Annotated in this window: 23 protein-coding genes; 5 read left to right on the top strand and 18 right to left on the bottom strand. The window is 70.6% G+C overall.

Going from position 1 to position 22,773, the window contains the following annotated elements; all coding sequences use genetic code 11:
- Nucleotides 1–6: 6 nt before the first annotated feature.
- The 5 genes from VFZ09_RS09945 to VFZ09_RS09925 all read right to left on the bottom strand — a co-directional run bounded on the left by VFZ09_RS09945 (nucleotide 7) and on the right by VFZ09_RS09925 (nucleotide 3,566).
- Nucleotides 7–921 (bottom strand): class I SAM-dependent methyltransferase, encoded by a 915-nt coding sequence (locus tag VFZ09_RS09945; protein WP_329727277.1) that lies wholly within the window; start codon nucleotides 919–921, stop codon nucleotides 7–9.
- Nucleotides 922–1,165: 244 nt separating this feature from the next.
- Nucleotides 1,166–1,705, bottom strand: a complete 540-nt coding sequence (locus tag VFZ09_RS09940; protein ID WP_329727276.1) for a pilus assembly protein PilB — start codon at nucleotides 1,703–1,705, stop codon at nucleotides 1,166–1,168.
- Nucleotides 1,706–2,023: 318 nt separating this feature from the next.
- Nucleotides 2,024–2,653, bottom strand: coding sequence for a hypothetical protein (locus VFZ09_RS09935; protein WP_329727275.1), 630 nt, complete (start codon nucleotides 2,651–2,653; stop codon nucleotides 2,024–2,026).
- A gap of 30 nt (nucleotides 2,654–2,683) precedes the next feature.
- Complete coding sequence (locus VFZ09_RS09930) at nucleotides 2,684–3,076, bottom strand: hypothetical protein (protein WP_329727274.1); 393 nt, start codon at nucleotides 3,074–3,076, stop codon at nucleotides 2,684–2,686.
- 163 nt (nucleotides 3,077–3,239) lie between these two features.
- Nucleotides 3,240–3,566 (bottom strand): hypothetical protein, encoded by a 327-nt coding sequence (locus VFZ09_RS09925; RefSeq protein WP_329727273.1) that lies wholly within the window; start codon nucleotides 3,564–3,566, stop codon nucleotides 3,240–3,242.
- Nucleotides 3,567–3,675: 109 nt separating this feature from the next.
- On the opposite strand from VFZ09_RS09925, the gene VFZ09_RS09920 reads away from it, so the two are divergent.
- The 3 genes from VFZ09_RS09920 (at nucleotide 3,676) to serA (ending at nucleotide 7,232) form a co-directional block, all read left to right on the top strand.
- Nucleotides 3,676–4,053 (top strand): STAS/SEC14 domain-containing protein, encoded by a 378-nt coding sequence (locus VFZ09_RS09920; RefSeq protein ID WP_329727272.1) that lies wholly within the window; start codon nucleotides 3,676–3,678, stop codon nucleotides 4,051–4,053.
- 144 nt (nucleotides 4,054–4,197) lie between these two features.
- Nucleotides 4,198–5,874 (top strand): serine protease, encoded by a 1,677-nt coding sequence (locus tag VFZ09_RS09915; protein WP_329727271.1) that lies wholly within the window; start codon nucleotides 4,198–4,200, stop codon nucleotides 5,872–5,874.
- A 107-nt stretch (nucleotides 5,875–5,981) separates the two neighbouring features.
- Nucleotides 5,982–7,232 (top strand): phosphoglycerate dehydrogenase, encoded by a 1,251-nt coding sequence (gene serA, locus VFZ09_RS09910; RefSeq protein WP_329727270.1) that lies wholly within the window; start codon nucleotides 5,982–5,984, stop codon nucleotides 7,230–7,232.
- On the opposite strand, the gene VFZ09_RS09905 is transcribed toward serA, so the two are convergent.
- Nucleotides 7,229–7,813, bottom strand: coding sequence for a Uma2 family endonuclease (locus VFZ09_RS09905; protein ID WP_329727269.1), 585 nt, complete (start codon nucleotides 7,811–7,813; stop codon nucleotides 7,229–7,231). The genes serA and VFZ09_RS09905 overlap by 4 nt on opposite strands.
- Before the next feature lie 264 nt (nucleotides 7,814–8,077).
- Nucleotides 8,078–9,478 carry an FAD-binding oxidoreductase gene (locus tag VFZ09_RS09900; RefSeq protein ID WP_329727268.1) on the bottom strand — a complete coding sequence of 467 codons (1,401 nt, stop codon included), beginning with the start codon at nucleotides 9,476–9,478 and terminating at the stop codon, nucleotides 8,078–8,080.
- A 121-nt stretch (nucleotides 9,479–9,599) separates the two neighbouring features.
- On the opposite strand from VFZ09_RS09900, the gene VFZ09_RS09895 reads away from it, so the two are divergent.
- Nucleotides 9,600–10,493 carry a hypothetical protein gene (locus VFZ09_RS09895; protein ID WP_329727267.1) on the top strand — a complete coding sequence of 298 codons (894 nt, stop codon included), beginning with the start codon at nucleotides 9,600–9,602 and terminating at the stop codon, nucleotides 10,491–10,493.
- A gap of 118 nt (nucleotides 10,494–10,611) precedes the next feature.
- Entirely contained in the window at nucleotides 10,612–11,385 is a 774-nt protein-coding gene (locus tag VFZ09_RS09890; protein WP_329727266.1) for a hypothetical protein, read from the top strand.
- 3 nt (nucleotides 11,386–11,388) lie between these two features.
- Here VFZ09_RS09890 and VFZ09_RS09885 read toward each other — a convergent pair whose 3' ends face one another.
- The 11 genes from VFZ09_RS09885 to VFZ09_RS09835 all read right to left on the bottom strand — a co-directional run bounded on the left by VFZ09_RS09885 (nucleotide 11,389) and on the right by VFZ09_RS09835 (nucleotide 22,664).
- Nucleotides 11,389–11,874, bottom strand: a complete 486-nt coding sequence (locus VFZ09_RS09885) for a hypothetical protein (protein WP_329727265.1) — start codon at nucleotides 11,872–11,874, stop codon at nucleotides 11,389–11,391.
- Nucleotides 11,875–11,886: 12 nt separating this feature from the next.
- Nucleotides 11,887–12,948, bottom strand: coding sequence for a hypothetical protein (locus tag VFZ09_RS09880; RefSeq protein WP_329727264.1), 1,062 nt, complete (start codon nucleotides 12,946–12,948; stop codon nucleotides 11,887–11,889).
- Nucleotides 12,948–13,463 (bottom strand): phage tail protein, encoded by a 516-nt coding sequence (locus VFZ09_RS09875; protein ID WP_329727263.1) that lies wholly within the window; start codon nucleotides 13,461–13,463, stop codon nucleotides 12,948–12,950. The genes VFZ09_RS09880 and VFZ09_RS09875 overlap by 1 nt, the downstream gene beginning before the upstream one ends.
- Entirely contained in the window at nucleotides 13,450–16,041 is a 2,592-nt protein-coding gene (locus VFZ09_RS09870; protein WP_329727262.1) for a putative baseplate assembly protein, read from the bottom strand. The genes VFZ09_RS09875 and VFZ09_RS09870 overlap by 14 nt, the downstream gene beginning before the upstream one ends.
- Nucleotides 16,041–16,475, bottom strand: coding sequence for a GPW/gp25 family protein (locus tag VFZ09_RS09865; protein ID WP_329727261.1), 435 nt, complete (start codon nucleotides 16,473–16,475; stop codon nucleotides 16,041–16,043). The genes VFZ09_RS09870 and VFZ09_RS09865 overlap by 1 nt, the downstream gene beginning before the upstream one ends.
- Nucleotides 16,472–16,810 carry a hypothetical protein gene (locus VFZ09_RS09860; protein ID WP_329727260.1) on the bottom strand — a complete coding sequence of 113 codons (339 nt, stop codon included), beginning with the start codon at nucleotides 16,808–16,810 and terminating at the stop codon, nucleotides 16,472–16,474. The genes VFZ09_RS09865 and VFZ09_RS09860 overlap by 4 nt, the downstream gene beginning before the upstream one ends.
- Nucleotides 16,811–18,331: a phage baseplate assembly protein V gene (locus tag VFZ09_RS09855; protein WP_329727259.1), complete on the bottom strand. Its 1,521-nt coding sequence runs from the start codon at nucleotides 18,329–18,331 to the stop codon at nucleotides 16,811–16,813.
- Entirely contained in the window at nucleotides 18,328–19,089 is a 762-nt protein-coding gene (locus tag VFZ09_RS09850; protein ID WP_329727258.1) for a hypothetical protein, read from the bottom strand. Before VFZ09_RS09850 ends, VFZ09_RS09855 begins: the two co-directional genes overlap by 4 nt.
- A gap of 1,191 nt (nucleotides 19,090–20,280) precedes the next feature.
- On the bottom strand, nucleotides 20,281–20,769 hold the full coding sequence (locus VFZ09_RS09845; protein ID WP_329727257.1) for a phage tail protein: 489 nt from the start codon (nucleotides 20,767–20,769) through the stop codon (nucleotides 20,281–20,283).
- Nucleotides 20,762–21,979, bottom strand: coding sequence for a phage tail sheath family protein (locus tag VFZ09_RS09840; protein WP_329727256.1), 1,218 nt, complete (start codon nucleotides 21,977–21,979; stop codon nucleotides 20,762–20,764). Before VFZ09_RS09840 ends, VFZ09_RS09845 begins: the two co-directional genes overlap by 8 nt.
- Before the next feature lies 1 nt (nucleotide 21,980).
- Nucleotides 21,981–22,664: a carboxypeptidase-like regulatory domain-containing protein gene (locus tag VFZ09_RS09835; protein WP_329727255.1), complete on the bottom strand. Its 684-nt coding sequence runs from the start codon at nucleotides 22,662–22,664 to the stop codon at nucleotides 21,981–21,983.
- Nucleotides 22,665–22,773 lie beyond the last annotated feature (109 nt).

The following is a 22,773-nucleotide window of genomic DNA, read 5'->3' as shown; positions in this document are numbered from 1 at the left end:
CCGCCCTCAACGGCGGGTGAGCGACAGGTAGATGACGTTGTCCACGCTGTCGCGGAAGAGCTTCACCTCGGCCAGCTCCGAGGGATCGATCTCCGCGGTGAGGGCCCTCATCTGGTTCTCGTCGCGGTAGACGAGCCACCAGTCCATGAAGGCCTCCATGTACCCCGTCTCGGGAGGGAAGACGGCGAAGTTGGCCACCAGCAGCTTCCCGCCCGAGCGCAGCATGTGGAAGAGCAGCCGGGTGAGCCGCGCGGCGGTGCCCTCGGCCAGGTAGTCGTACAGGCCGGCCGAGTAGACGAAGTCCATGTCCCGGAAGGACGTCTTCCCCAGGAGCATGGAGCGCACCGAGCCGCACACCGTCCGCACCGGGCCGGTGGGGAACACCCGGGCGATCTCCGCCAGGCAGAGCGGATCCTGATCGAAGGCAATCAGCTCGCCGAGCCGGTGGTCTCGCACGGCCGTGGACAGCTCCGCCTCGCGCAGGTGGCCACACGCCACGGAGAGGATGCGCGGCAGGTGCACGCGCTCGGCGGTGGCGTCGAGCTCCGCCGCCAGCAACTCACGCCGCTCGCGCACGCTGCGCGCGCTCGGCTGGTCATGCATGTAGCGGTAGATTTCGCGGCCCTGGTACTCCAGGCCGTCCACGTGCGCGTGGTCGTTGTAGAGGTAGTCGATGAGCTCGGCGTCCCCCGCGTAGCCACGTGGACGTTCGAACGCGTGACGGGTGAAGGGACACTGGTGGATGACTTCGCGCAACGGGTGGGTGCGCACGGCTTCCAGACAGAAGCGCCGCCACTCCTCCCTGTCCCATTTGCGGCGCAGCGTCCGCAGTCCCCGGTGCAGGGACTCCATGCCGGACTGCACGTCTCCGCCCTGGGTGATTTGCGCGTGGACGTCATCCAGCCACGACGTGGCCCGCACAAAGGCATCACTCCAATCGACCCACTCCATCACAGGCGAGGCCAATTTGTTCCGCGGGTTGGGGGCATGACCAGGAGAAACAGCATCGCTCGAAGAGGAGGGAGGTCCTTCCATCGCCACCAAAACGAAGAGACCTTCCACTCCCTTCCCTTGGAGTGGGCCACCGGCCCTGTGCTGCCCTGGTGGGCAGGAAGGCGTGTGATCCAAAATGGAAGGCGTCGCGGAACGCTCTACATACACCGGCTCACAGCGCGAAATAGTCCCGGGTGATGTTCAAGCGCACGTGTGCGTCCTCGGGGTTCAGCTCGATGGAGCGCACGCGCGAGTGCGTGGCGAGGATGCCCACGCGCCGCAGCAGGTGCTCGATGTCCTCGGCGAGCGCGAGCACCGGGCGCACGGAGCAGCCGGTGGCGAAGGACATGTCATCGAGCTTCACCAGGTTGCCCGGCTCGCTGGTGGCCACGAAGACGGTGCCGCGCACCTCGTCCCGCCACTCCACCCGCAACGGGCACATCCGCAGGCGCTCGAGCACCCGCGGCGGCACGCACCGCACCATGCCTTCGGGAACGCGCTCCAGTCCCTCGCGGCGGATGAAGGGGACCTGGAGCTGACGAGCCAACGAGATGAGCAGCTGCTCCGGCCCGAGCAGTCCCATCCGCACCGCGGCCTCCCCCAACCTGCACCGCCACCGCGCCTGGAAGGCGAGCGCCGTCTCCACCTGCGCCGACGCCAACAGCCCGCTCGCTACCCACAGCTCGCCCAGCCGCATCCGCCGCACGCCCACGACCACCCCCCACGCCGCACGCCCCCAACACACTGCACGCGCTCGGGCGCCCCCCAGCCCCACACCACCCCGACCCGCCCGAGCGCTCCCGGCCCCAATCCCCTCAACCCACCCCCGACCCCCAACCCGTGCGCTTCTCATTGCGCGTCGCGTGCCACGCCCCACCTCATGGATTCCAAGGGGTTGGGCTCCTCGCCCCGAGGGGCCCCGCCGGTAAGCGGGAAGAAATTCAGGGGTGGGAGGGAGGGAAATCGGGAGGGCCGCTCCCCGTAGGTAGAGTGTCCGGCAGGCGATTCATCTTACGAGAGGGCCGGGCCGTCACCACGTCACGCCGAGGTTGAGCGTGCCGGAATAACGGCCCGCCTTGCCGATGGTGAGCGCCGGGGGCTCGCCCACGTTGGACACGGGCGCGCCGGTGGCGTAGCGCTGATCGAAGAGGACGGTGTAGTTGAGGCGCGCGTCCGCGGTGAGGCCCCGCCAGGACGCGCGCACGCCGGCTCCGAGCGGGACATTGCCCACGAGGTCATCACCGAAACCCCGCACGGTGCCGCGGATGTTGTAGACGCTGAGGCCCAGGCCGCCCATCAGGTAGGGCCGCACCACCGAGTGGAGGAGGCCCACGGTGGCCGCCGCGTGGACGCCGTGGCGCACCAGCTCCACGCCATCCGCCGAGGCCTGGGGAGCGCGCGTGTCGAGCCCGTTCACCGCGCCCGAGAAGCCCACCTCCAGGCCCACGTCCAGCACGCCCAGCAACGGAGGGGGCAGCACGTCCAGCATCACCCCGTACGTGACCCCCGGGTCGATGAGCGGCGCCAGGTCGAGGGTGTAGCCCTCCACGCCGGCCCCCGCGGTGACGGACAGCTCGCGCAGATGGGACCAGGGCGCCGCCCCCGCCACCTGGCTCCCCACGCCGAGCGCGAGGAGCACTCCCCACCCCGCTCGCCGCATTCCCGCTCCCACCCGGACGCCCGCGCCAGGCTAGTGGCCGAGGAGCTCGGCCTTCTGCTTCACCTCTTCCGCCTTCTGGCCCGTGAGGAGCTCCACCTTGTACGTCTTCTCGGCGCCCGCGGCCGGCTCGAAGCTCACGCGCACCGGCGTGCCCTCGTTGATGTCATCCCACGTCACCAGCTGCCCGTCGCGCTCCAGCTTCGTGTCCGGGGTGAGGGCGAACCACACCTCCTGCGCGGCCGGCTCGCTCACGCTCTTCACGGCGATGCGGTGGGCGTCCTTGTCGATGTTCGTCACCACGCCCTCTTCCTTCTGCGAGAGGCCGGGCACCGCGGACTCGACATCCCGCGCCGCCTCCTTCGGCCCCGCGCACCCCGCGCCGCCCAGCACCGCCGCCAGCATGACCGCTCCCAAGACCTTCACTCGCGTCCCCATACGCAACCTCCGGGCACGGCTCCCGGCCCGGCACGAGCCGAGCCCGGGGCCTGTGCGAAGCTATGAACCCGGGAAGGGGGGCGCCAAGAACACCCCCGCCCCTGCGGCCCACGGCTCGCCCACCGGGGCGTAGGACAGGCAGGCCACCGGGCTACGCCCGGAGCGGCTCCACGCTCTCGGGGCACTGCCAGTACGTGTACTCGCACGTGGCCGCGGCGGGGTCACACGGCACCTGCATCACCGTGATGAGCTCGCACGGGTGCGCCGGGACGCCGGGCTCCAGGCCCGGCCCCCCCTGCGGCGACGGGGGAACCGCGGCCTCGTTGCCGCCGATGAACCGCTCCGTCCGCCGCGACGCACCGCCCCGCGACTCCTCCTCCCGCTTCTGCCCGGAAGGCGCCCACGGGGAGCACGTCACCGGAAACAGGGCCGGCAGAGACCCCAACACCGCACTCAGCACATACAGCTTCTTGTTCATGACGCTCCCCCTTCCTGGCCGCGAGTGGCCCGGTTCCAGGGACGTCCGGGGCCCGGGGAGCTGACGGGGTTTTCGACCTGGGCCTGTCTGAGGCTAGAGTGCGCCCCGCATGCCCTTTCAGATCAACGTCTACGAGGCAGACCGCATCATCGACGTCGTCTATCCCCCGCAGCCCACGGCGGAGGACGTGACGGACTACCTCAAGCGCATCCGCGAGACGATCATCCGCATGGGCGGCCCCTGGAGCGCGCTGGTGGACCAGGGGCAGCTGCGCGTGATGCCGCCGGAGATGGTGGCCACCATGGCCAGCCTCAACGCCTACGCGCAGCTGCACGGGATGAAGCGCTCGGCGCGCGTGGTGAGCGATGCCGCCTCCGGCCTCCAGGCCTGGCGCATGACGAAGCAGGCCATGCTCACCATCCCCACGCGCACCTTCGAGACGCGCGAGGCCGCCCTGGCCTGGCTGCGCAACCCCGACGACGAGTAGCCCGCCGCCCCCGCGGGACGGCCTCGCACGCACGCTCCGTCAAACGTATGCCCTCGTAGGGTTTATTTGAGGCATCATGGGGTTGCCCGGCTTCCGAGTCTGGCGCGTTTTCTCACCCCCCCAAGAAGACAGGAGCGAATCACCATGCGACATCCCCGGTACGGGCGGACGGCCCGGCCCCTCGTGGGCGCGGTGCTGTGGACCCTCACGCTCGCGGCGGGCTGCGGCCCGGCGGAGGAGCTGGACGCGGCCCAGGGCACGCAGGCCCCGGAGCTCGGCCAGAAGCAGAGCGAAGTCGTCTACGGCACGGACAACCGCCAGGACGTCTACGCGCACCCGGACGCCACGCTGCGCCTGCGCGCCCAGCAGGCCACGGTGGCGCTGATGAACCCGTCCGACTTCAACGCCACCAACCCCAACAACGTCACCTTCAACGGCTCGAACCTGGGCACCTCCTACAACCTGTGCACCACCGAGCGCTTCCGGGATGATCCGACGGCGGCCTTCTGCTCGGGCACGCTCATCGATGACGACCTGGTGCTCACCGCGGGCCACTGCGTCACCAGCGCCACGGACTGCACCAACACCCGGCTCGTCTTCAACTACTACCGCCCCGCGGCGGGCACGCTGCAGCCGGTCACCACGGCGGACATCTTCAGCTGCGTCTCCATCGTCGCGCGCCAGCAGGCCACGGTGAACGGGCAGAACCTGGACTTCGCCGTGCTGCGGCTGGACCGCTCGGCGGCGCCGCGCTTCACCCCGGCGCCGGTGCGCACGGGCAACACCGCGCTGGCGGTGGGGCAGAACGTGGCCGTCATCGGCAGCGGCAGCGGCATCCCCTTCAAGATCGACTCGGGCGGCTCGGTGCGTGACACGCGCTCGGGCACGCTGGACTACTTCATCGCCACCACGGACACCTTCGGTGGCAACTCGGGCTCGGGCGTGTACGAGACGAACGGCTACACGGTGGCGGGCATCCTCGTGCGTGGCGAGACGGACTACGTCACCAGCGGCAGCTGCCGCGTGGTGAACGTGTGCACCGAGACGGGCTGCCGCGGCGAGGACGTCACCTACGTCTTCCCGGCCATCCGCGCCGCCTGCACCGCGATGAACAACAGCAGCGCGCGGCTGTGCACGGGCCTGCCGCCGCCTCCTCCGCCGCCGGCCAACTCGTACGCGTACACCGCGACCAACACCAACAGCGCCCAGCAGAACACGGTGGACAAGACGCTCACGTTCGCCGCGGGCGACGTGGTGGAGGTGGGCACCTGCGGCGTGGACGGCGCCACGGTGGACGGGGACTCCTTCCTGCGCCTCAACGGCGCCGCGGGCGAGGTGGCCTCCAACGATGACTCGTGCGGCGGCCGTGGCTCCTACATCAAGTACACCGTGCCGGCGGCCGGCTCCTTCACCATCCGCGGTGGCTGCTACTCCAGCGGCAGCTGCGGCGGCACCGTGGTGTGGAAGGTGACGCCGGGCACCCCGGGCGGTGGCACCAGCGGCTCGTTCAACTTCAGCGCCAGCAACACCAACAGCGCCCAGCAGAACACCGTCAACCAGAGCGTCACGGCGGCGGCCGGCCAGGTCATCCGGCTGGGCACCTGCACGGTGGCCGGTGGTTCCGGTACGGGTGACACCTACCTGCGGCTGTACGGCCCCTCGGGCACGCAGGTGGCCTTCAACGACGACGGCAGCGGCTGCGGCACCCTGTCGTACCTCACGTACACCGTCCCCGCGGGTGCGGGCGGCTCGTATCAGATCCGCGCCGGCTGCTACTCCAGCAACAGCTGCAGCGGAACGGTGGCCTACACCCTCCAGTAGCTCACACCGGGAGGTACCGGGCCGCTCGTCCTCGTGGCGGGCGGCCCCGGTGTGGGCGTAGCAGACGCTTGACAGCCCGGGGGGCGGGATCTAACGCGGTGCTTCATATGAGCACGCCCAAGTTCCCGTCGCCCTCCACCCCGGTGTCCATCGAAGGCCCCCTGAAGGTCCTGCTGCTGGAGAACATCCACGCGTCCGCCGAGGAGATGCTCGCGGCGGAGGGCTTCTCCGTGGAGCGGCTCAAGGGAGCGCTCAAGCCCGAGGAGTTGGAGGAGCGGATTCAGGGCGTGCACCTGCTGGGCATCCGCAGCAAGACGAACGTGTGGGAGCCGGCGCTGGCCAAGGCACCCAACCTGCTGGCGGTGGGAGCCTTCTGCATCGGCACCAACCAGGTGGACCTGAAGGCGGCCAACATCCACGGCGTGCCCGTCTTCAACGCGCCCTTCAGCAACACGCGCAGCGTGGCGGAGCTGGTCATCGCGGAGATCGTCATGCTCACGCGCCAGCTGGGAGACCGCAACCGCGAGGTGCACCTGGGCCAGTGGCGCAAGGTGGCCACGGGCAGCCACGAGGTGCGCGGCAAGACGCTGGGCATCGTCGGCTACGGGCACATCGGCACCCAGGTGGGCGTGCTGGCCGAGTCCATGGGCATGCGCGTCATCTTCTACGACGTCATGACGAAGCTGCCGCTGGGCAACTCGCGGCCCACGGCCAACCTGGGCGAGCTGCTGGAGAGCTCGGACTTCGTGACGCTGCACGTGCCGGCCCTGCCGTCCACCGAGTGGATGATTGGCCCCAACGAGCTGGCGCGGATGCGCAAGGGCAGCTGCCTCATCAACGCGAGCCGGGGCACGGTGGTGGATATTCCCGCGCTGGCGAACGCGCTGCGCTCGGGCCACCTGGGAGGGGCGGCGGTGGACGTCTACCCGACGGAGCCGGAGACGAACAGCGACGGCTTCGTCACCGAGCTGCAGGGACTGCCCAACGTCATCCTCACCCCGCACATCGGCGGCTCCACGGAGGAGGCGCAGGCGGCGATTGGCAAGGAGGTGGCCACGTCGCTGATCAAGTTCGTGAGGAGCGGGGCCACGACGGGGGCGGTGAACTTCCCGCAGGTGGAGACGCCGCTGATCGCCAACACGCACCGCATCCTCAACGTGCACCGCAACACGCCGGGCGTGCTCCGCGACATCAACCGGATCGTCTCGGACCTCAACGCCAACATCCACGCGCAGGTGCTGAGCACGGACGCGAACATCGGCTACCTGGTGATGGACCTGGACCAGGACGTGGCCGACCCGGTGTGCCACGCCATCGCGGGCCTGCAGACGGACATCAAGACGCGCATCGTGTCCTAACCGGGCTCGGGCGACTCGGAGAACCAGAGGGCCTCGAGCTCCAGCTCGAGGGCCTCGAAAGGCTCGGCGCGGACGCGGGCGTTGCCGCTCCAGGAGCCCCGCTCCAACCAGCGGCCCTCGTGGCGCTGGAGGACCTCCAGGATGCGGAGCACCGGATCCACGAGCCAGACGAACTCCACCCCCTGCCGGGCGTAGAGGCGCTTCTTCACGGTCCGGTCGATGCGGGCCGTCGACGGGGAGAGCACCTCGCAGACCCAGTCCGGAGCGAGGGTGAAGTGGGCCACGTCGGAGCGCACGGGCATGCGCGAGCGCTTCCAACCCACCAGGTCCGGCACCAGCACGTTCTTGCCGAAGTGCAGCTCCGGCTCGTTGAAGAACCACCAGCCGCCCGGACCGCCCTTGCCTCGCTGGAAGGGACCGCCCAGTTCCATGGCGAGCGCGAAGCTGGCGGCCGAGTGAGGGCTCGCGGGCCGGGGTGAGGCGATGAACTCTCCTTCGAGGAGCTCCCCCACCACGTGTGCGGGAAGGGCGATGAGCTCCTCGTAGGTCGCCTCACGATGAGGGGGCTTTTCCTCCGCCATCCCAGCGCGTCCTCTCCAGTCCGTCGATCCAGTCCAATCCGTCGTTCCAGGACTCAGCATCTTCCCTCCGCGTCCGCGATGCCAGTCCCCGGGAGCCGTGATTCTCGGCAATGCGGGGCCGTGGACATGCATGGCGGCCTGCCCTCCCGGTATCCGGGCAGCAGGCACGTCGTCTCACGAGGAGATTACTTCCGAAGTCATCCGGAAGCAACCTACGTGAAACGTCACGTGACGGGTCCTGGCGTCGGGAAGAGGAAGGGGCCACTACACGTCGAGGATCTTCCCCGGGTTGAGGATGTTGTTCGGGTCCAGGGCGCGCTTGAGCGTGCGCAGCATCTCGAGCTCGGCGGGAGAGCGCGAGAAGGACAGGTAGTCCTTCTTGAGCAGGCCGATGCCGTGCTCGGCCGAGATGCTGCCGCCGTGCTTGCGCACCAGCTCGAACATCGTGGGGTCGGCCTTCTTCGTGTGCGCGAGGAACTCGGCCTTCTCCATGCCCTCGGGCTTCATGATGTTGATGTGGAGGTTGCCGTCCCCGATGTGGCCGAACAGGGCGATCTCCCACCCCGGGTAGCGCTCGCCGAAGACGGCGTCCATCTCCGAGCAGAAGGCCTCCAGGTTCGCCACCGGCAGCGACACGTCGTTCTTGTGCGGCAACCCCGTGGCGGACAGGCTCTCGCTGATGCTCTCGCGCAGGGCCCACAGCTCGCTGGCCTGCGAGGGACTCTGCGCCATGGTGCCGTCCGTCACCAGCCCCTTCTCGAAGAGCGAGCCCAACCAGCCCTCCACCTCGGCGGCGTCCTTGCCCTCGGCCTCCATCAGCACGTAGCACCCGCTCGGGGCCTCGAAGGGCGAGCGCAGCTTGCGGTGGCGCTGCACCCGCGCCAGGCACTTGTCGGTGAAGAACTCGTAGGCGCTCAGCAGCAGCGGAGCACGGCGGGCCTCGCGGAACAGCCGCAGCACGGCGGCCACGTCCGGCACGGCGAAGAGGAACACGTCCTGCTTGCCCGGCAGCGGCGTCAGCTTGAGCGTGGCCTCGGTGATGATGCCCAGCGTGCCCTCGCTGCCGATGAAGAGCTGCCGCAGATCCGCGCCGGTGTTGTTCTTCTCCAGCGCGCCGTTGAGCTCCAGCACCTGCCCCTGCGCCGTCACCACCTGCAGGCCCAGCACCCACTGGCGCGTGAGGCCGTAGCGGATGACCTTCACCCCGCCCGCGTTGGTGGCGATGTTGCCGCCCACCTGGCTCGAGCCCTTGGAGGCGAAGTCCACCGGCCACGTGAGGCCGTGCTCGGCGCAGTGCTGGTGCACGGCCTCGGTGACGGCCCCGGCCTGCACGCGCACCGTGTTGCCGAGCAGCTCCACCGGCTCCATCCGGTTCATCCGCTGGAGGGACAGCACCAGCTCGCCCCGAGCGGCCACCGCTCCGGCCGCCAGGCCCGTGCGCCCGCCCGAGGGCACCACCGGCACCCGGTACTGGTTGCACAGCGCCAGCAGCCGCGCCACCTCGTCCGTGGTGCGCGGGAAGGCCACCGCGCTGGGAGCGGGGGTATGCACGCGCGTCCAGTCGCGCCCGTACTCCTGGAGCTCGCCAGGCTCGCGGGTCAGGAAGTCCGCGGGGAAACCATCGGCAACAGCACGGAGGAACGCCTCGGGAAGCACGTCGGCCATGAAGGGAGCACTAGTGCAGGGGCCCGCCCATGGCAAGCCGGCGAGCGGGACACGAAGCGCTTTCCAGCCTCGTCCCGGTGCGGCTCGACATCCAGGCTCCCTTTGTCCTTTTCTTGGCTCCATGACCATTTCGCGCCCCTCCCTCCTCCTGCTGTGCTCCAGCCTCGCCGCTGGCTGCGTCGACAGTGGCCGCTCCTTCGAGCTCACCCTCACGCGCCCCGACGGCACGAAGTCCACCCACTCCCTGTCGGATGACTCGGGCTTCAGCTACGACGGCTCGCAGCGCGCGCTCGCGAGCTGGCCGGACATCGCCGAGTGGAACACCCGCGTCCCCGTCGGCGCGTCGATGTACCTCGTCCCCCTGCAGGCGGGCAGGTACACGACGTCGGGGAACCTCCACCTCGGAGACGGCACGGTCGCCACGGCGAAGCCGCTGAGCTGGACGGTGAAGGTGGACCGGGTGAAGTGGCAGAACAACGGCTCCTACCCCTTCCGCTGGGAGGGCAGCGCCGAGGGCACGTCGCCCGAGGGCCACCGCGTCGAGGGGCGCTTCTCCGCCTCCACCGACGACTGCGCGGACAAGGTCCGCTCCAACAACTCGTCCTTCATCTGCGGATTCCCCTTCCCCAGTGACAAGTACACCGAGCAGACCTGGAGCATCGCCAACTGGCAGACGGAGGGTGACTGCCCGGCGGGCCTGCTCGCGCGCTACGGCGGCGGAAAGAACCTCGTCCTCGACTCGAGGCAGGCGAAGGCCGGCGGAGAGCGCTCGCTCCAGTGTGTCGTCACCTACGCCAACGCGTACCGCGTCATCTGCGGCGCGAACGAGGAGAACCTCGAGCTCGACGGCTGCAAGTGGGGAGTCACCGCGCTGGCGTACCCTGGCGCCGTCCCCACCAACCTGCCGGCCATGTACATCGTCGCCGGGACGACGGACGACTCGTGCCCGCAGCGGTTCTGCACGCTCACCGCCTCCGGGTTCACCCACGTCTCCGGCGCGCAAACCGGCCAATAGGCGGAGCGCGCGTTCGTCTTCAGAACAGGTCTCCCTCCACCTCCGGCCCGCGCGCTCCCCCATGCTTATCCTCCCGCGCGGCTCGGGGCGGCAGGCGTGAGCCGGGGGGAGTCCACACATGGAGCTGCGCAAGCCACTGTTCATCGCGGCACTGGTGTTGCTCGGCCTTTGTGTGCTCGTCGAAGTAGGTGCATCCATCCTCCTGCCCCGCCCCGTCGCCAGCCGCGCGGACATCGAAGCCAACCTGCGCGGCGAGGGCGCTCAGGATGATGTCAGTGTCGACGAGGTGCTCGCCATGCAACGCGAGAACCCCCCGACTCCCGGGCTCGGCATTCCCTACCTCGCGCTCGTCGACGGGCTCCTGCTGCTCACCCTCGGACTCATGGGCGCCAGCCTGCTCATCCCCGAGCGCGTCCAGGGTCAGGTGCAGGGCGTGGTATCGCTCGTGGGCGCCATCGTCGCCCTGCTGGCCGGTATCGCCATGCTGGTGGGCGCCATCGGCCTGCTGCTGCTCATGGTGTCCCTGTTCACCGCGGTGCCCTTCGGCACCATCGCCTACCTGGCCATCTGGGGCTTCTTCAACCGCGGTGGCGCCTCCGCCACGCTCGGCCTGCTCATGGCCTTCAAGGTGGCCGCCGGTGTCTGCCTCGTGCTCGCCCAGCCCCGATTCCTCCAGAACAAGGGGCTGGTGCTGCTCTTCCTCACCTCCCTGGTGGCTGGCGCCCTGCTCAGCATCCTGCACGGCTGGGTGCCCATCATCCTCGTGAGCATCACCGACGCCGTGGGCGCCATCATCGTCTCCATCCTCGGCCTCATCTGGGCCGTGGTGCTCTTCATCGGCGCGCTCGTCTCCATCCTCCGGGTGCTCAAGCTCAAGCGCACCGCGGCCTGAGCTTCAGCGCAGCTTCACCAGGCATTCGGCGCCGTTCCCCACTCCCCGGGTGCACGTCAGCGACAGCAGGGCCCCCTCCTCCGGCACATCCAGCCCCCGGCGCTCGCCCAGGCCATCGATGGTGGCCGGGACCGCGGGCCCGCCCTTCGGCTCGAGCCGCACGTCCACCAGACTCCCCGACAGCGGCTCCACGTTCACCGTGCGCACCCGCACTCCCGACTTCGCGATGTCCACCCGGCACGCCCCTCCCCGCGCCACCCGTACCGTGCCCTCGGACAGCACGCAGCCCGTGGTCTTCAGGTCCTCCTCCGCCACCGGCCTCGGTTTGACGAAGCGCTCGCGCCACTGCTCGCGCTCCTCCTTCGATACCGGGTTGGTGCTCCTGGAGGAACGATCCTGCGCGCCCAGGCCCAGGCCCAGCACGTACATCATGACGCAGGCGAACACCGCCAGGATGAGCAGGACGGTGGAGGGCTTGGGCTGGTCCATGGCGCAAGCTCCTCAGGGAGTGGGAACCGTGCGCCGCGGCTCTATCTGGAGCTCATCGAGGAGGCGATGGTCCCGGATGATGGCCGGCCTCACGCACTGGCCATCGACGCAGATCGTCCCGAGCGGGCACCTGGGGCACAGCACGACCCCCCGATTGCACGTCCCATTGCAGGCCCCGGAGACACACTGGGAGGGATGGGTGCACTTCTCCCCCAGGGGGATGAGGCAGAAGCCCTGGAAACATGTCAGGGGAGAGCGGCAGTCGTCGTTGCTGTCGCACGTGTCTCCCAGGGTCACCTGTTCCTTGCACGTGCCCGCTTCGCAGCGCCCCGTGACGCATTGCTCGGGCTTGTCGCAGCCACTGAACCCCGCGAGTCCCCGGCACGCCGCCTCGTGACACGCCAGGGGCTCCGCGCAGTCATCCGCGCTGTTGCACGTCCCCAACAGGGCCACGCGCTCCTCGCAGGTGTCTCCCTCGCAGCGGCCCGTGGCGCACTGCCCACCATTCGCGCATCCCTTGAAGCCCGCCGTGCCGACGCACACGTTGCCCGTGCCACACGTGAGGTCCTTTCCACAGCGCGGCTCCTTCTTCGCGCAGGCCGCTCCGAGCCCGGCTCCCTCGTCCCCGCCTCGCGAGGAGAGGATGGCCACCACCACACCCACGATGAGCAGCACCCCGGCGGCGAGCGCCACCAACCACCAGGGAAAGGGCTTCTTCACCGGCGCCGCCGCTTCCCGCACGGTGAATGCCACCGAGGGCCCCCGGTCATAGTGCTCGTCCGGGTTGGAGATGCTCGCCACATCCAGGGCGAAGCCGTACGAGCCCGGGGGCGTGCCCGGGGGAACGGAGAACCTCACCGGAATGACCGCCGTCCCATCCGGCGGCAGGGTCCGCTCCATGCCAGCCGGGAACTGCATCCACTCGGCCCGGGTGTTGCCATCCGGCACCACCGTGGCCCGGGCGGTCACCCCCACGCCCAGCTTGTTGGAGACGGTGAAGGACACCTCGCCCTGGCCCGAGGCGTCCAGTTGCACGCTGCTCGTGGTGGCGGTGATGTCGAAGGCGCGCGGCATCAGCTCGCTCCTGGTGTGGGCTGCCCGAAGTGCAGCTCGTAGGTGACGTAGGCGGGCTTCTCCCGCTCGATGATGGCCTCCACCATGGGCCGGTGCGCGGCCAGCTCGGCCGGGGCGCTCACGCGCAGGTGGAAGGGCCGGGGACGCCCGTGGAGGCCGGGCACCTGCTCCTCGATGACGAAGTCCTCGCGGCCCGTGGCCGTGCGCAGGAAGAGCAGCAGCCCCCGCGCCGTGCCCCGCCAGCGAGACAGCTCCACCGCCGCCGACACCAGCTCGCGCATCCGTCCCAGGCCCGTGGTGACGGGCACGCCCAGGTCCACCCAGTGCGCCAGGAAGGGCACGAAGCGCTCTGGTGCTCGCAGCGGGTGGAAGAGCGCGGGCAGCTCGGCCAGCAGGGCCTCGGAGGGCGCGTGCAGCGCCTCCATCACGTCCATCAGCGCCACCAGCGGGCCGTTCTCGTGCAGGGTCCGCTGGAAGACGCCGGGCAGCAGCCGGGTGATTTCATTCCGCTTCATCGACCGTCACCACCTCGAGCTCATGCGGGCCCGACACCAGCAGCCAGGAGGGCGGCAGCGTCACCTTCTCCGTGAACTCCTGCGTCGAGCAGTTGCCGTACTGCCCTCCCGGCTCGCGCTGGCGATGAACACCGGCCGGGCCGCCCGCGAGCAGCAGTCCGCCCCCAGGCGCCGCCGCCAGGGCGAACACCGGTTGGAAGAGGCGCTCGCGCTCGCGCAGGGGCAGGCCGCTGTCTACCCCGGGGCGGCTCCACGAGGCCTCGCGCCGGCTCGCGTCCATCCACAGCACGCCCGCACGGTGCGTGGCCGCATAGGCCCTCGCCCCGTCGAAGGCGAGCGCGAGACAGCTTCCTCCATCCCAGTTCTTGTCCAGGGGGCGCCACCCATCCGGCGGGTCCGCCGAGCCGAGCAGCTCCCAGCTCAAGCACCCCTTGCCCGGGTCCGCGCCACTCGCCGCCGCCAGTCCCGCCCAGAGGAAGGAGCGAGGTCCATCGCGCTGCACCTCCAGCACGCGCACGTCCTGGTTGCGCAGGCCGATGTGCCGGAAGCTGTTGCCGCGCCCGCCGCTGCTGGAGAGGTACACGCCGCGCAGGCTCATCCCCGACACCGCGACGCTCACCCCGCCGCGCGCGTCCGTGGAGGCGGCCACGGAGAGGAAGCCCAGGTCGTGGTCCGACGGGTCCACCAGCACCTGCAGCGGGGTGGCGCCCTCCTCCACCGCCAGCTCGAAGAGGCCCACGCGCGTGGCCATCAGCAGCACGGGCACGCCGTCGCGCACCATCCACGCCAGGTCCTCCACATGGTCCAGCGTGTGCGTGGTGCGCTCCCACGTCTCGCCACTGTCCAGCGAGAGGTGGAGCCGGGAGCGCTGGGGCTCGTCCGCCAGCCGCGCGGCCACGGCCACCAGTCCGGCGCGCTGCGGGTGGGCCTCCACCACCTCCACCTGCTCTCCGGGGAAGCGGCCCACGCGCTCCCAGCCATCCGCGTCGGACACGGTCCGGAAGAGCGCGTCCCCTCCGCCCGCGTAGTAGGTGCGCGGCTGGAAGGCGTCCTCGCAGAGCGTGCGCACGTCCTTCGGCACCTCGTCCACCAGCAGGCGCACCTGGTCCACGTAACTGACCCCGGGCTCGGCGAGCAGGGTGTCGTAGACGTGCGAGACGCGCAGCGACTGGCCGAAGCGCCAGCCTCCCGGTTGCAGCTTCGTGGGCAGCGGGTTGAGCGCCTGGTGCAGCCGCTCCAGCGAGCGCCGCTTCAACGCGGCCGCGTCCTCCGCCCCGTGCACCACCACGCGCGCCCGCACGCGCACCGTCTTGTAGCGCGCCCAGCCCACCTGGCACGTGGTGCCCAGCGGCCTCCGCTCGTTCAGCGCCGTCTCGATGCGGGCGCGTGCCTCCTCCGTCTCGTGCTGGCGCAGCGATTCCTGGGTGACGCCCTCGCCCGAGGGCCCCTGCACGTTGGGCGGCAGGTAGGGCACCAGCAGCACCTCCACCGAGCCCGGCAGCGCGTGCGCCCACAACTGGGCCTGGGTGAAGGCCTTGGCGCGGGCCACCGCTCCCGAGCTGCGCAGCGCCAGCCGCTCGTAGTCCTGGGCGGTGATGGCGCGCCCCAGCGAGTGCAACTCCTGAGGGCCCCGGACGAGCGCGTTCTCCAGCGTCTCCGCCGCGCGGCCTCCCACGGCCGGCGAGGGGTTGGTCACCTTCACCCCGGGCAGCGCCGTCTTGAGGGTGTCCAGGGCTCCCGCGGCCACGTTGCCCGTGAGCCCTCCGCCGCGCAGGTACCAGAGCATGATGGCCCGCCCCGCCTTCGGCACGGCCGCCAGGGCTCGCGGCTCGGTGGACAGCGCGCCGTCCTCTCCCGTCATCCGGGCCGAGGGCGCGAAGGTGAGGGTGCCCGTCATCCGGTCCACCACGTAGGCGGGCTCGTCCGGCGGCAGGTTGGCGAAGCTCTCCACCTCGCGCCAGATGCGGAACGTCTTGTCCCCCAGCTTGCGCGCCGGCACGCGCCCGTCCAGCTCGCCCGGCAGCGCCTCCACGCCCACCATCAAATCCCGTCCATCTCCCGTGGGCGCCACGATGGGCGGGCGGCGCGCCGTCACGGACAGGCCCGGCATCCCCGTGCCCACTCCCGCCAGCTCCGCCTCCACCTGCTCGCCATGGTGGGCGAGCACCTCCACCTCCGTGCCTCCCACCGGAATGCGCACGGGCTCGGCGGTGAGGAAGATGACGGGCTCGGCACCGGCCTCGGCCCGTGAGGTGGTGACGCCCGTGCTCCGGGGAATCTCCACCATGCTCGTGGCCGGACGCGCGAGGCTGAAGCGCAACCGCACCGTGGCGGCGCTCGGGGGCTGCAGCCGCACGCCGAGCAGGCGGAGGAACTCGACGTAGGCCTTCTCCGGCAGCCGGTTGAGCCGGTAGAGCATCGTCTCCGTCAGGTGGGCGAACACTTCCAGCAGCACCATGCCCGGGTCATGCGGGCTCAGGTCGGTCCACTCGGGGCTCGTCCGCGCGATGCGGTTGCGCGCCTCCTCGAGGAGTTGCTGGAAGCCGCGGTCATCCAGGTTGGGCGAAGGCAGCGGCATCAGGCGGGCCCTCCCGCGAGGTCGAGGCCGAAACGCAACCGCTCCGTCCGCTGCGTGGTGCGCACGCGGTACTCGAGCGAGATGTCGAGCCGGAAGGGCTCCTCGGCGCTCCGGTTGGCGTCCACGTCGAGCAAGTCGATGCGAGGCTCCCAGCGCGCCAGCGCCCGGCGCACGTAGTGGATGGCGAGGCCCGCGGTGGTGTCGTCGTTGGGAGCGAAGACGAGCCGGTGCAGCTCGCAGCCGTAGTCCGGGCGCATGACGCGCTCGCCGGGCACGGTGGACAGCAGCAGGAGGATGGCCTGACGCACCGAGGCCTCCTCCTGCACCATGGCGATGCCCCCCGAGGGCGACAGGTGCAGGCCCCCGGGCCCGACGCCGACGAGGTCCAGGTCCGGGTGGAGGAAGCGCCACGCACGGTAGCGGGGAACGTTCATCGGTCCTCCGACACGAAGGGCTGACCCGGTGCGGTGCAGTGGTACTTCACCACGCCCGGCGGCGTGCCATCCGTGAGCCCGGTGACGATGTCGAGGACCACGGGCCTGCCGTCCACGCGAATCCACGAGGAATAGCCCGCCTGCACCTTCAGCGTGGTGGTGCACGGCTTGATGGTGGGCCCGATGTTGGGACAGCCCGCGATGGGCCGTCCCTCGGGGTCCGCCTGCACGAGCACCGGGCGGCCCTCGATGGTCACCCACGACTGCGAGGCGGTGAGGCCGATCCTGCCCAGGTGCGCGCACTGCATCAGTGCGTCCACGGTCACCCAACGCATTCAGTCCCTCCTCCGGAAATCGATGGTGGCGGCTTCGATCGTGATGGACTTGCCAGGAGCCTCGATCTCGAGCGCCGTCTCGGCGTGCAGGCGGACGACGTGGGGAGACAGCTGCAGGTAGCTGCCGAGCGGGTCCTCGACCCGGAGCGTCTGCGTCTCGTCGTTGAGGCGCAGCTTGAGCCCGCCCGGGGTGAGCAGGTTGAAGCGGCGCACCGCCGCGCCGGAGACACCGGTGTCCGGTGGGCCGTTCGCTCCGTAGAGGCCACCCACCACCACGCCGCGTGCCGGGTCCTCCCCCGAGAGGACGAGCAGCACGGTGTCTCCCACGTCCGGCAGCATCACCAGGCCCTTGCCCGCGCCAGCACCCGCGGAGAGCACCTGCATCCAGTCCGTCTCCACGTCGCCGCAGGTGGGCAGCGAGACACGCACCCGGCCCTTGTTGTCGGGGTCATCCACCCGGCTCACCACGCCCGGCATCACCGAGGAGGCGCGCGGCCGGGTCCGCCGGGGCGGTGGCGCGGAGGACAGCTCGGAGAGGAAGCCGTGCTGTGCATCCAGGGTGTGTGAGACGGAGGTGAGGACGTACTGGCCCGCCACCACTGGCACCACGCCGCGCACGTCCACGCGCGTGCCGGGGCGCAGCCGGGGATCTCCCTCCGCCACGCCGGTGAGCACCACCTCGCGCGCCAGCCGGTGGTCCAGCTCCGCCCGGGCCAGCGCCTCCGCGTGCGCGGTGTCCTCCGCGTTCTCGTTGACGAGCGCCCGCTCGCCACTGCCCCCCAAGCGCTCCGGGGGTACGGAGGCCTCCACCCGCCGGCCCACGCGGCCTCCAGAGGGGCTCGCCGTGTAGACCTGGCCTTGCAGGGCATTCCACCCCGCCGAGCTCACCGAGCGGCACGCCGGGTCCCCATTCACCTCCACGCACGCCTCCAGCAGCGACTCGCCCATCACCAGCGGCACGGGGTCTCCGTGGCCGTCCAGGGACAGCACGTGCAGCACGCCCTCCTCCAGCACCAGCCACAGGCCACAGCGCTCCGTCTGCTCCACCAGGAACTCGAGGTCCGACTGTCCGTGCTGGATGAGGTGGTGCGAGAGCGGCCCGGGCTCGGAGGCCTCGACGGACAGGCCCAGGTCCGACACCAGCTCGCGCGCCAGGTCCCTCGGCGTCACCTGCGCGTGCACCCGCACCGGCTGACGCTTGCGCAAGCGATGGAGCAGGTCATAGCCCCGGACGCGCACCTGCCTCGTGCCCGAGGCGCCGTGCACGTACTCCACCGCCGTCACCTCGCCCACGAAGAGCGGCTCGCGCCGGGCCGCCACCGAGAGGCGCAGCGCGGTGCCCGGAGGCAGGCCTCGCGTGGCCAGTGCCCCTCGTGGATCCGTGAAGGTGAGCTCGCACTGCGCGGGCAGGGACAGTTGCTGCTGGACGCGCACCGACTCCAGGGCGCGCAGCTCCTCGGGCGCCAGGGGCGTCCCGTCCACCTCTATGCGCAGCTCTGGCAGTCCCCGGACGGACTTCATGTCGACCCCCGGATGGCCGAGGCCGGTGGCAGGCGCAGCACCGTGCCCGTGTTCAGGTGCATCGGGTCATTGATGCCGTTGAGCGAGGCGATGAGCCTCCACAGCGATGGATCCCTGTAGCGCTCCCAGGCGATCTCATCCAACCGCTGCCCCGAGCCCGGATCCGGTCCACCGCTGAGCACGGATTGGGTGTCGAAGGCCTCGGGCGGAAGGCTCGCGGCCACCTGCTCGGCCAGTTGCTCGTTCTCGGCGCCGACGCCGCCCGGGGGGACACGCGGGGCTTCCACCTGCCGGGCGACTTCCTCCTCCACGCGCAGCAGGCGCAGCGAGAGCCAGGAGCGACGGGGTGCACCGGTGGGGGTGAAGTGCTCCAGGCGCTCGGCCACCGCGGCCACCACGCACGGCATGTTCAGCACCTTGCCCCAGACGACGCGCAGCAACGAGGGGCGGCCATAACCGTCCTCGGCATGCGCGTTCTCCGCGAGCTGCCACAGGGGCCGCGTCAGGTCCCTCACGTCCTCCGATGTCACCGAGGAGCCCGCCAGTGTCACGTCGAAGAGGAGCTCCAGGTTGAGCTCGGTGGTGCCGCCGCCGGTGAAGAGGAGCGGATCATCCATGAGCCCCGTCCCCGTGAGCGGCACGCCCAGCGCACGCCGGGGCCGCACGCCCGCCGTCCGGCGCACCACGAGCGTCTCCGGGTTGAGCAGCGCGCCCAGCCGGAGTCCCTCGGGCTCGATGAGGAAGGCCACGCGCTCCATCACTCACCTCGCTGCTCGCGCTCCAACCGGCGCAGCCGCTCCCAGTCGCGGAGCACCACCCGTGGATCGCCAGGTTCAGGGGAAGGAAGCTCCGGAGGCTCCGGCCACGGGTGGGGAGCGTCGAAGGAAGACGCCGCGACGGGAACGGGAGAGGGTTCGGTCCTGGCATGCGGCTGGGGACGCGAAGTCTCCAGAACAGAGGGCTCGGGAGTCGGAAACGGAGAAGACCGGGTCGGAGGCGGAGAGGCCGCGCCCACTGCGTGGCGTGGACCCGTCCCCCCCGGCACCCCTGTCATCACTCCGCCCATGACCCCTCTCCCCCCGGGAGAGGGACGGGGTGAGGGTATCGAAGACCCCGGGTTCCCCTCCTGTTGGACCAGACGTGTCCCGGGGAAGGACGTGGGCCGCTGATTCTTCTCCGGAGACGAAGACGTCTCGGGAAGCGGGCGGAAGGGGAGCCCTCGGGCCCGGGTGAAGCCCGCTTCTCGCGGAGGGCCCGTGCGAGGTGCCGTGGGTATGGCGCCCCCTTCACGCGGCGTCTCCCGAGCCTCCCGATGCGCCATGCCAGACACCGGAGCAACCGTCTCGCGCTCCATCGGTGGACGAGGCACGAGCCCACCCGTGCGCGGTCCGGCGCTCGACGCGGGCACGGGAGCGGAATGCCGCACGGCAGGAGCCGTGCTCACCGGAGCCTGGGGAACAGCGGGCCGCACCAGCGGGACGCTCCCGGACTTCTCACGGACAGGAAGCGAGGGCTTCGACAAAGGAACACGGGGCCGCGCATGGGGAGCAGGAATCGAAGCAACGACAGACATGGGCTCCCGCCTCGGAGGCACGACCGGAACCCGGGGCGCTGGAGGCACGGCCTCGGGCGGAATCCCGGGCGGGACCGGCTGTGCCTCTTCCAGCTCCAGTCCCTCGAGCAGATGCGGCGCTCCACGGCGCACGCGCTCCACCCAGTCCGCGGGCGGGCCTCGCCGCGTGGATTGCACCAGGTGTCTCCAGTGCTCCGGGGGTCCTCCGTCTCCGTCCGGCGGCGGGAAATCCCTCACCCCACCCCTCTCCCAGAGGGAGAGGGAGTCTTGCACGGGCACCTCCACGGGGGGCTCGTTCAGGACGGACTCCGCCCAGCCCTTCACCCACCGCGCCACCGTGCGCACCAGGGCCCTGCCCCGGCTCTTGTCCGCTCCGTCAGCCGCCACGGTTGATGGACTCGAAGACGAGCGTGACGGACTCGATGGCCACCATCTGCCCCAGCGCATCCAGCGCCGCCCCCTTCCACCCCGAGGGCCACGCATCCACCAGGTTCCAGCGGAACACCTCCGTCAATCCGTCCGGCCCCGTCATCAGAATGGACACGTTCTTGCGGCTCGGCGTGCCGTTCACCGATTCCATGAACCAGTTCCACAGCTCGCGCGAGGTCGTCAGCCCGTAGCGCAGCGTGACATCCCCATACGCCACCGGGCCAGCCAGCCGGCGCACCACCGCGCCCGCTCCGCCCTCGCGGTAGCGCAGCGCGTTCACCTGCACCTCCAGCCCGTGGCACTCGGTGAAGTGCCCCTCGTTCACCCCGTTGATGTCCAGCTTGAAGTTGTACGCGCGCATCGGGTCCACCAACGTCCCCGGCTGCGCACCCGCCTCCTGCGGGGGTGGAGTCTCCGCCTGCTTCGGATCAGCCACCGGCCACCTCCTCCGTCTGCTCCACACCGCCCGAGTGCTGGCCGATGCGGAAGATGATGAACTCCGCCGGCTTCACCGGCGCGATCCCGATGACGCACACCAACTGCCCCGCATCCACCACCTCGGGCGGGTTCGTCTCGTCGTCACACTTCACGAAGAACGCCTCCTGCTCCGTCCGGCCCACCAGCGCCCCGTCCCGCCACAGCCGCCGCAGGAAGGCGCTCACGTCCCGGACGACAGCCCGCCGCAGCGACAGATCATTCGGCTCGAACACCACCCAGCGCGTTCCCTGGCCGATCGTCTCCTCCACCATGCAGAAGAGCCGCCGCACGTTGAGGTAGCGCCACTCGGGGTCGCTCGACAGCGTCCGCGCGCCCCACACCTTGATGCCGTCCCGGGGGAAGAAGCGGATGCAGTTGACGCCGCACTGGTTGAGCACGCCCAGCTCCTCGCGCGTCAACGGCGTCGCCAGGCCCTCGGCCGCGTTCACCACCTCGTTGGCCGGGGGCTTGTGCACCCCGCGCGTCCCATCCACCCGCGCGTATATGCCCGCGATGTGCCCGGACGGCGGCGCGTTCACCAGCCGCTTCCGGTCGAACGGGTCGTACAGGGAGACCCACGGGAAGTAGTACGCACCGTACTTCGAGTCCCGGGCCCGCTCGCCCCGGGAGCGGCGTGGCCCCGGCCCGCCCTCCCCTTCCTTCCCCGCCGGTGGGGCCGAGACCGTGCCCACCTCGCACAGCCGCTCCACGGTGGCGTCCTCGGGTGCGTCCAGCACGGCCACCCGGTCCATCATCTGCTCGGCGTGGGTGAGCAGCGCGTTGTACGAGCCCGGATCCGTGTAGCCGGGCGCCGCGACGATGGCCACCTCGTCCACCTCGCGCAGCACGTCCAGGCCCTCGCGCTTGGGCCCGCTGCCCAGCAGGCTGGGACTGTCGCCGATGTTGACGACGAAGCAGCGCCGCCCGCCGTTCTCGAAGAAGCCATACACGGCCAGCGACAGCGGCGTGCTCTTCACCTCCTTGCCCTGGCAGAACTCCTTCACGAACTGGGACCAGTTGTTGATGGCCACCGGCTCGTGCAGGCGCGCGCCGGGATTGGGGGCCCTGCCCACGAAGCCCGCCGTGCTCGTCCCCGCGGCCTCCAGCGGCTTGGGCCCGGTGGACACCTCCTCGATGTAGATACCGGGTGTCAGATAGCTCGTCGCCACGTCATCCCTCCTTCAACGGCAGGCGCACCAACAGCGCTCCCTCCTCGGTGGGGAGCTCCTCGGCACGCACCGCGAGCACCGCCCCCTTCGCACGCACCTCCAGCCGTCCGAGCGGCGTGTCGGCGGGCACCGAGGCGAAACGGAAGCGGCCCTTCGCATCGGTGCGCGAGTGGAGCCCCATGGACGGCAGCTCCACCTGGGCATCCGGAATGGGGATGTCCCCTGGCCCCACCACGCGGCCGAGCAGCACCGTGCCCGGCACGGTCCGCGTGATGAGCGGCACCCGCACGCGCGGAATGGCCGGCAGCGGACGCTCGCGCTCCAGCGGCACGCGCAGGCGGAAGGCGGGCCTCGGAGGTATCCCCAGCGCCGACCACAGCGTCACCGGCACGGGCGACAGGTCCACCTCGAAGCCCGGCTCCTCCATGGCCGCGAAGACGAGCTCGCCCAGCAGGTGGTGGGCCCGCTCCGGAGAGTCCCCGCCCGCGGTGACGAGGTAGCAGAGCGACACCCGGAGCGGCGGCCGGCGCGACGTGCGGGGCGGCGGCGCCGGAGCGAGCTCCAACAGATAGAGCCCCACGAGCCGGTCCACGGAGTCCCTGTCCGGCGCGGACAGGGAGACGGGCGCATCACCGAGCACCCGTCCCACCCAGCTTTTCAAGCGCTGATCGACTTCGTCGATCATAGGCCCCTTCGCCGAGGTTCCGGGGATTTCGAGAGTTGGCTCTCGCACCCTTTCTCGGAGTGCCGCGAGACTGGCCACGTGCCAGGGTCCAAGGAACTGGTCCAAAGGG

The sequence above is a fragment of the Archangium sp. genome (assembly GCF_036277355.1).
Taxonomy (GTDB): Bacteria; Myxococcota; Myxococcia; order Myxococcales; family Myxococcaceae; genus Archangium.
This window is presented reverse-complemented; position numbering and strand designations above follow the sequence as displayed.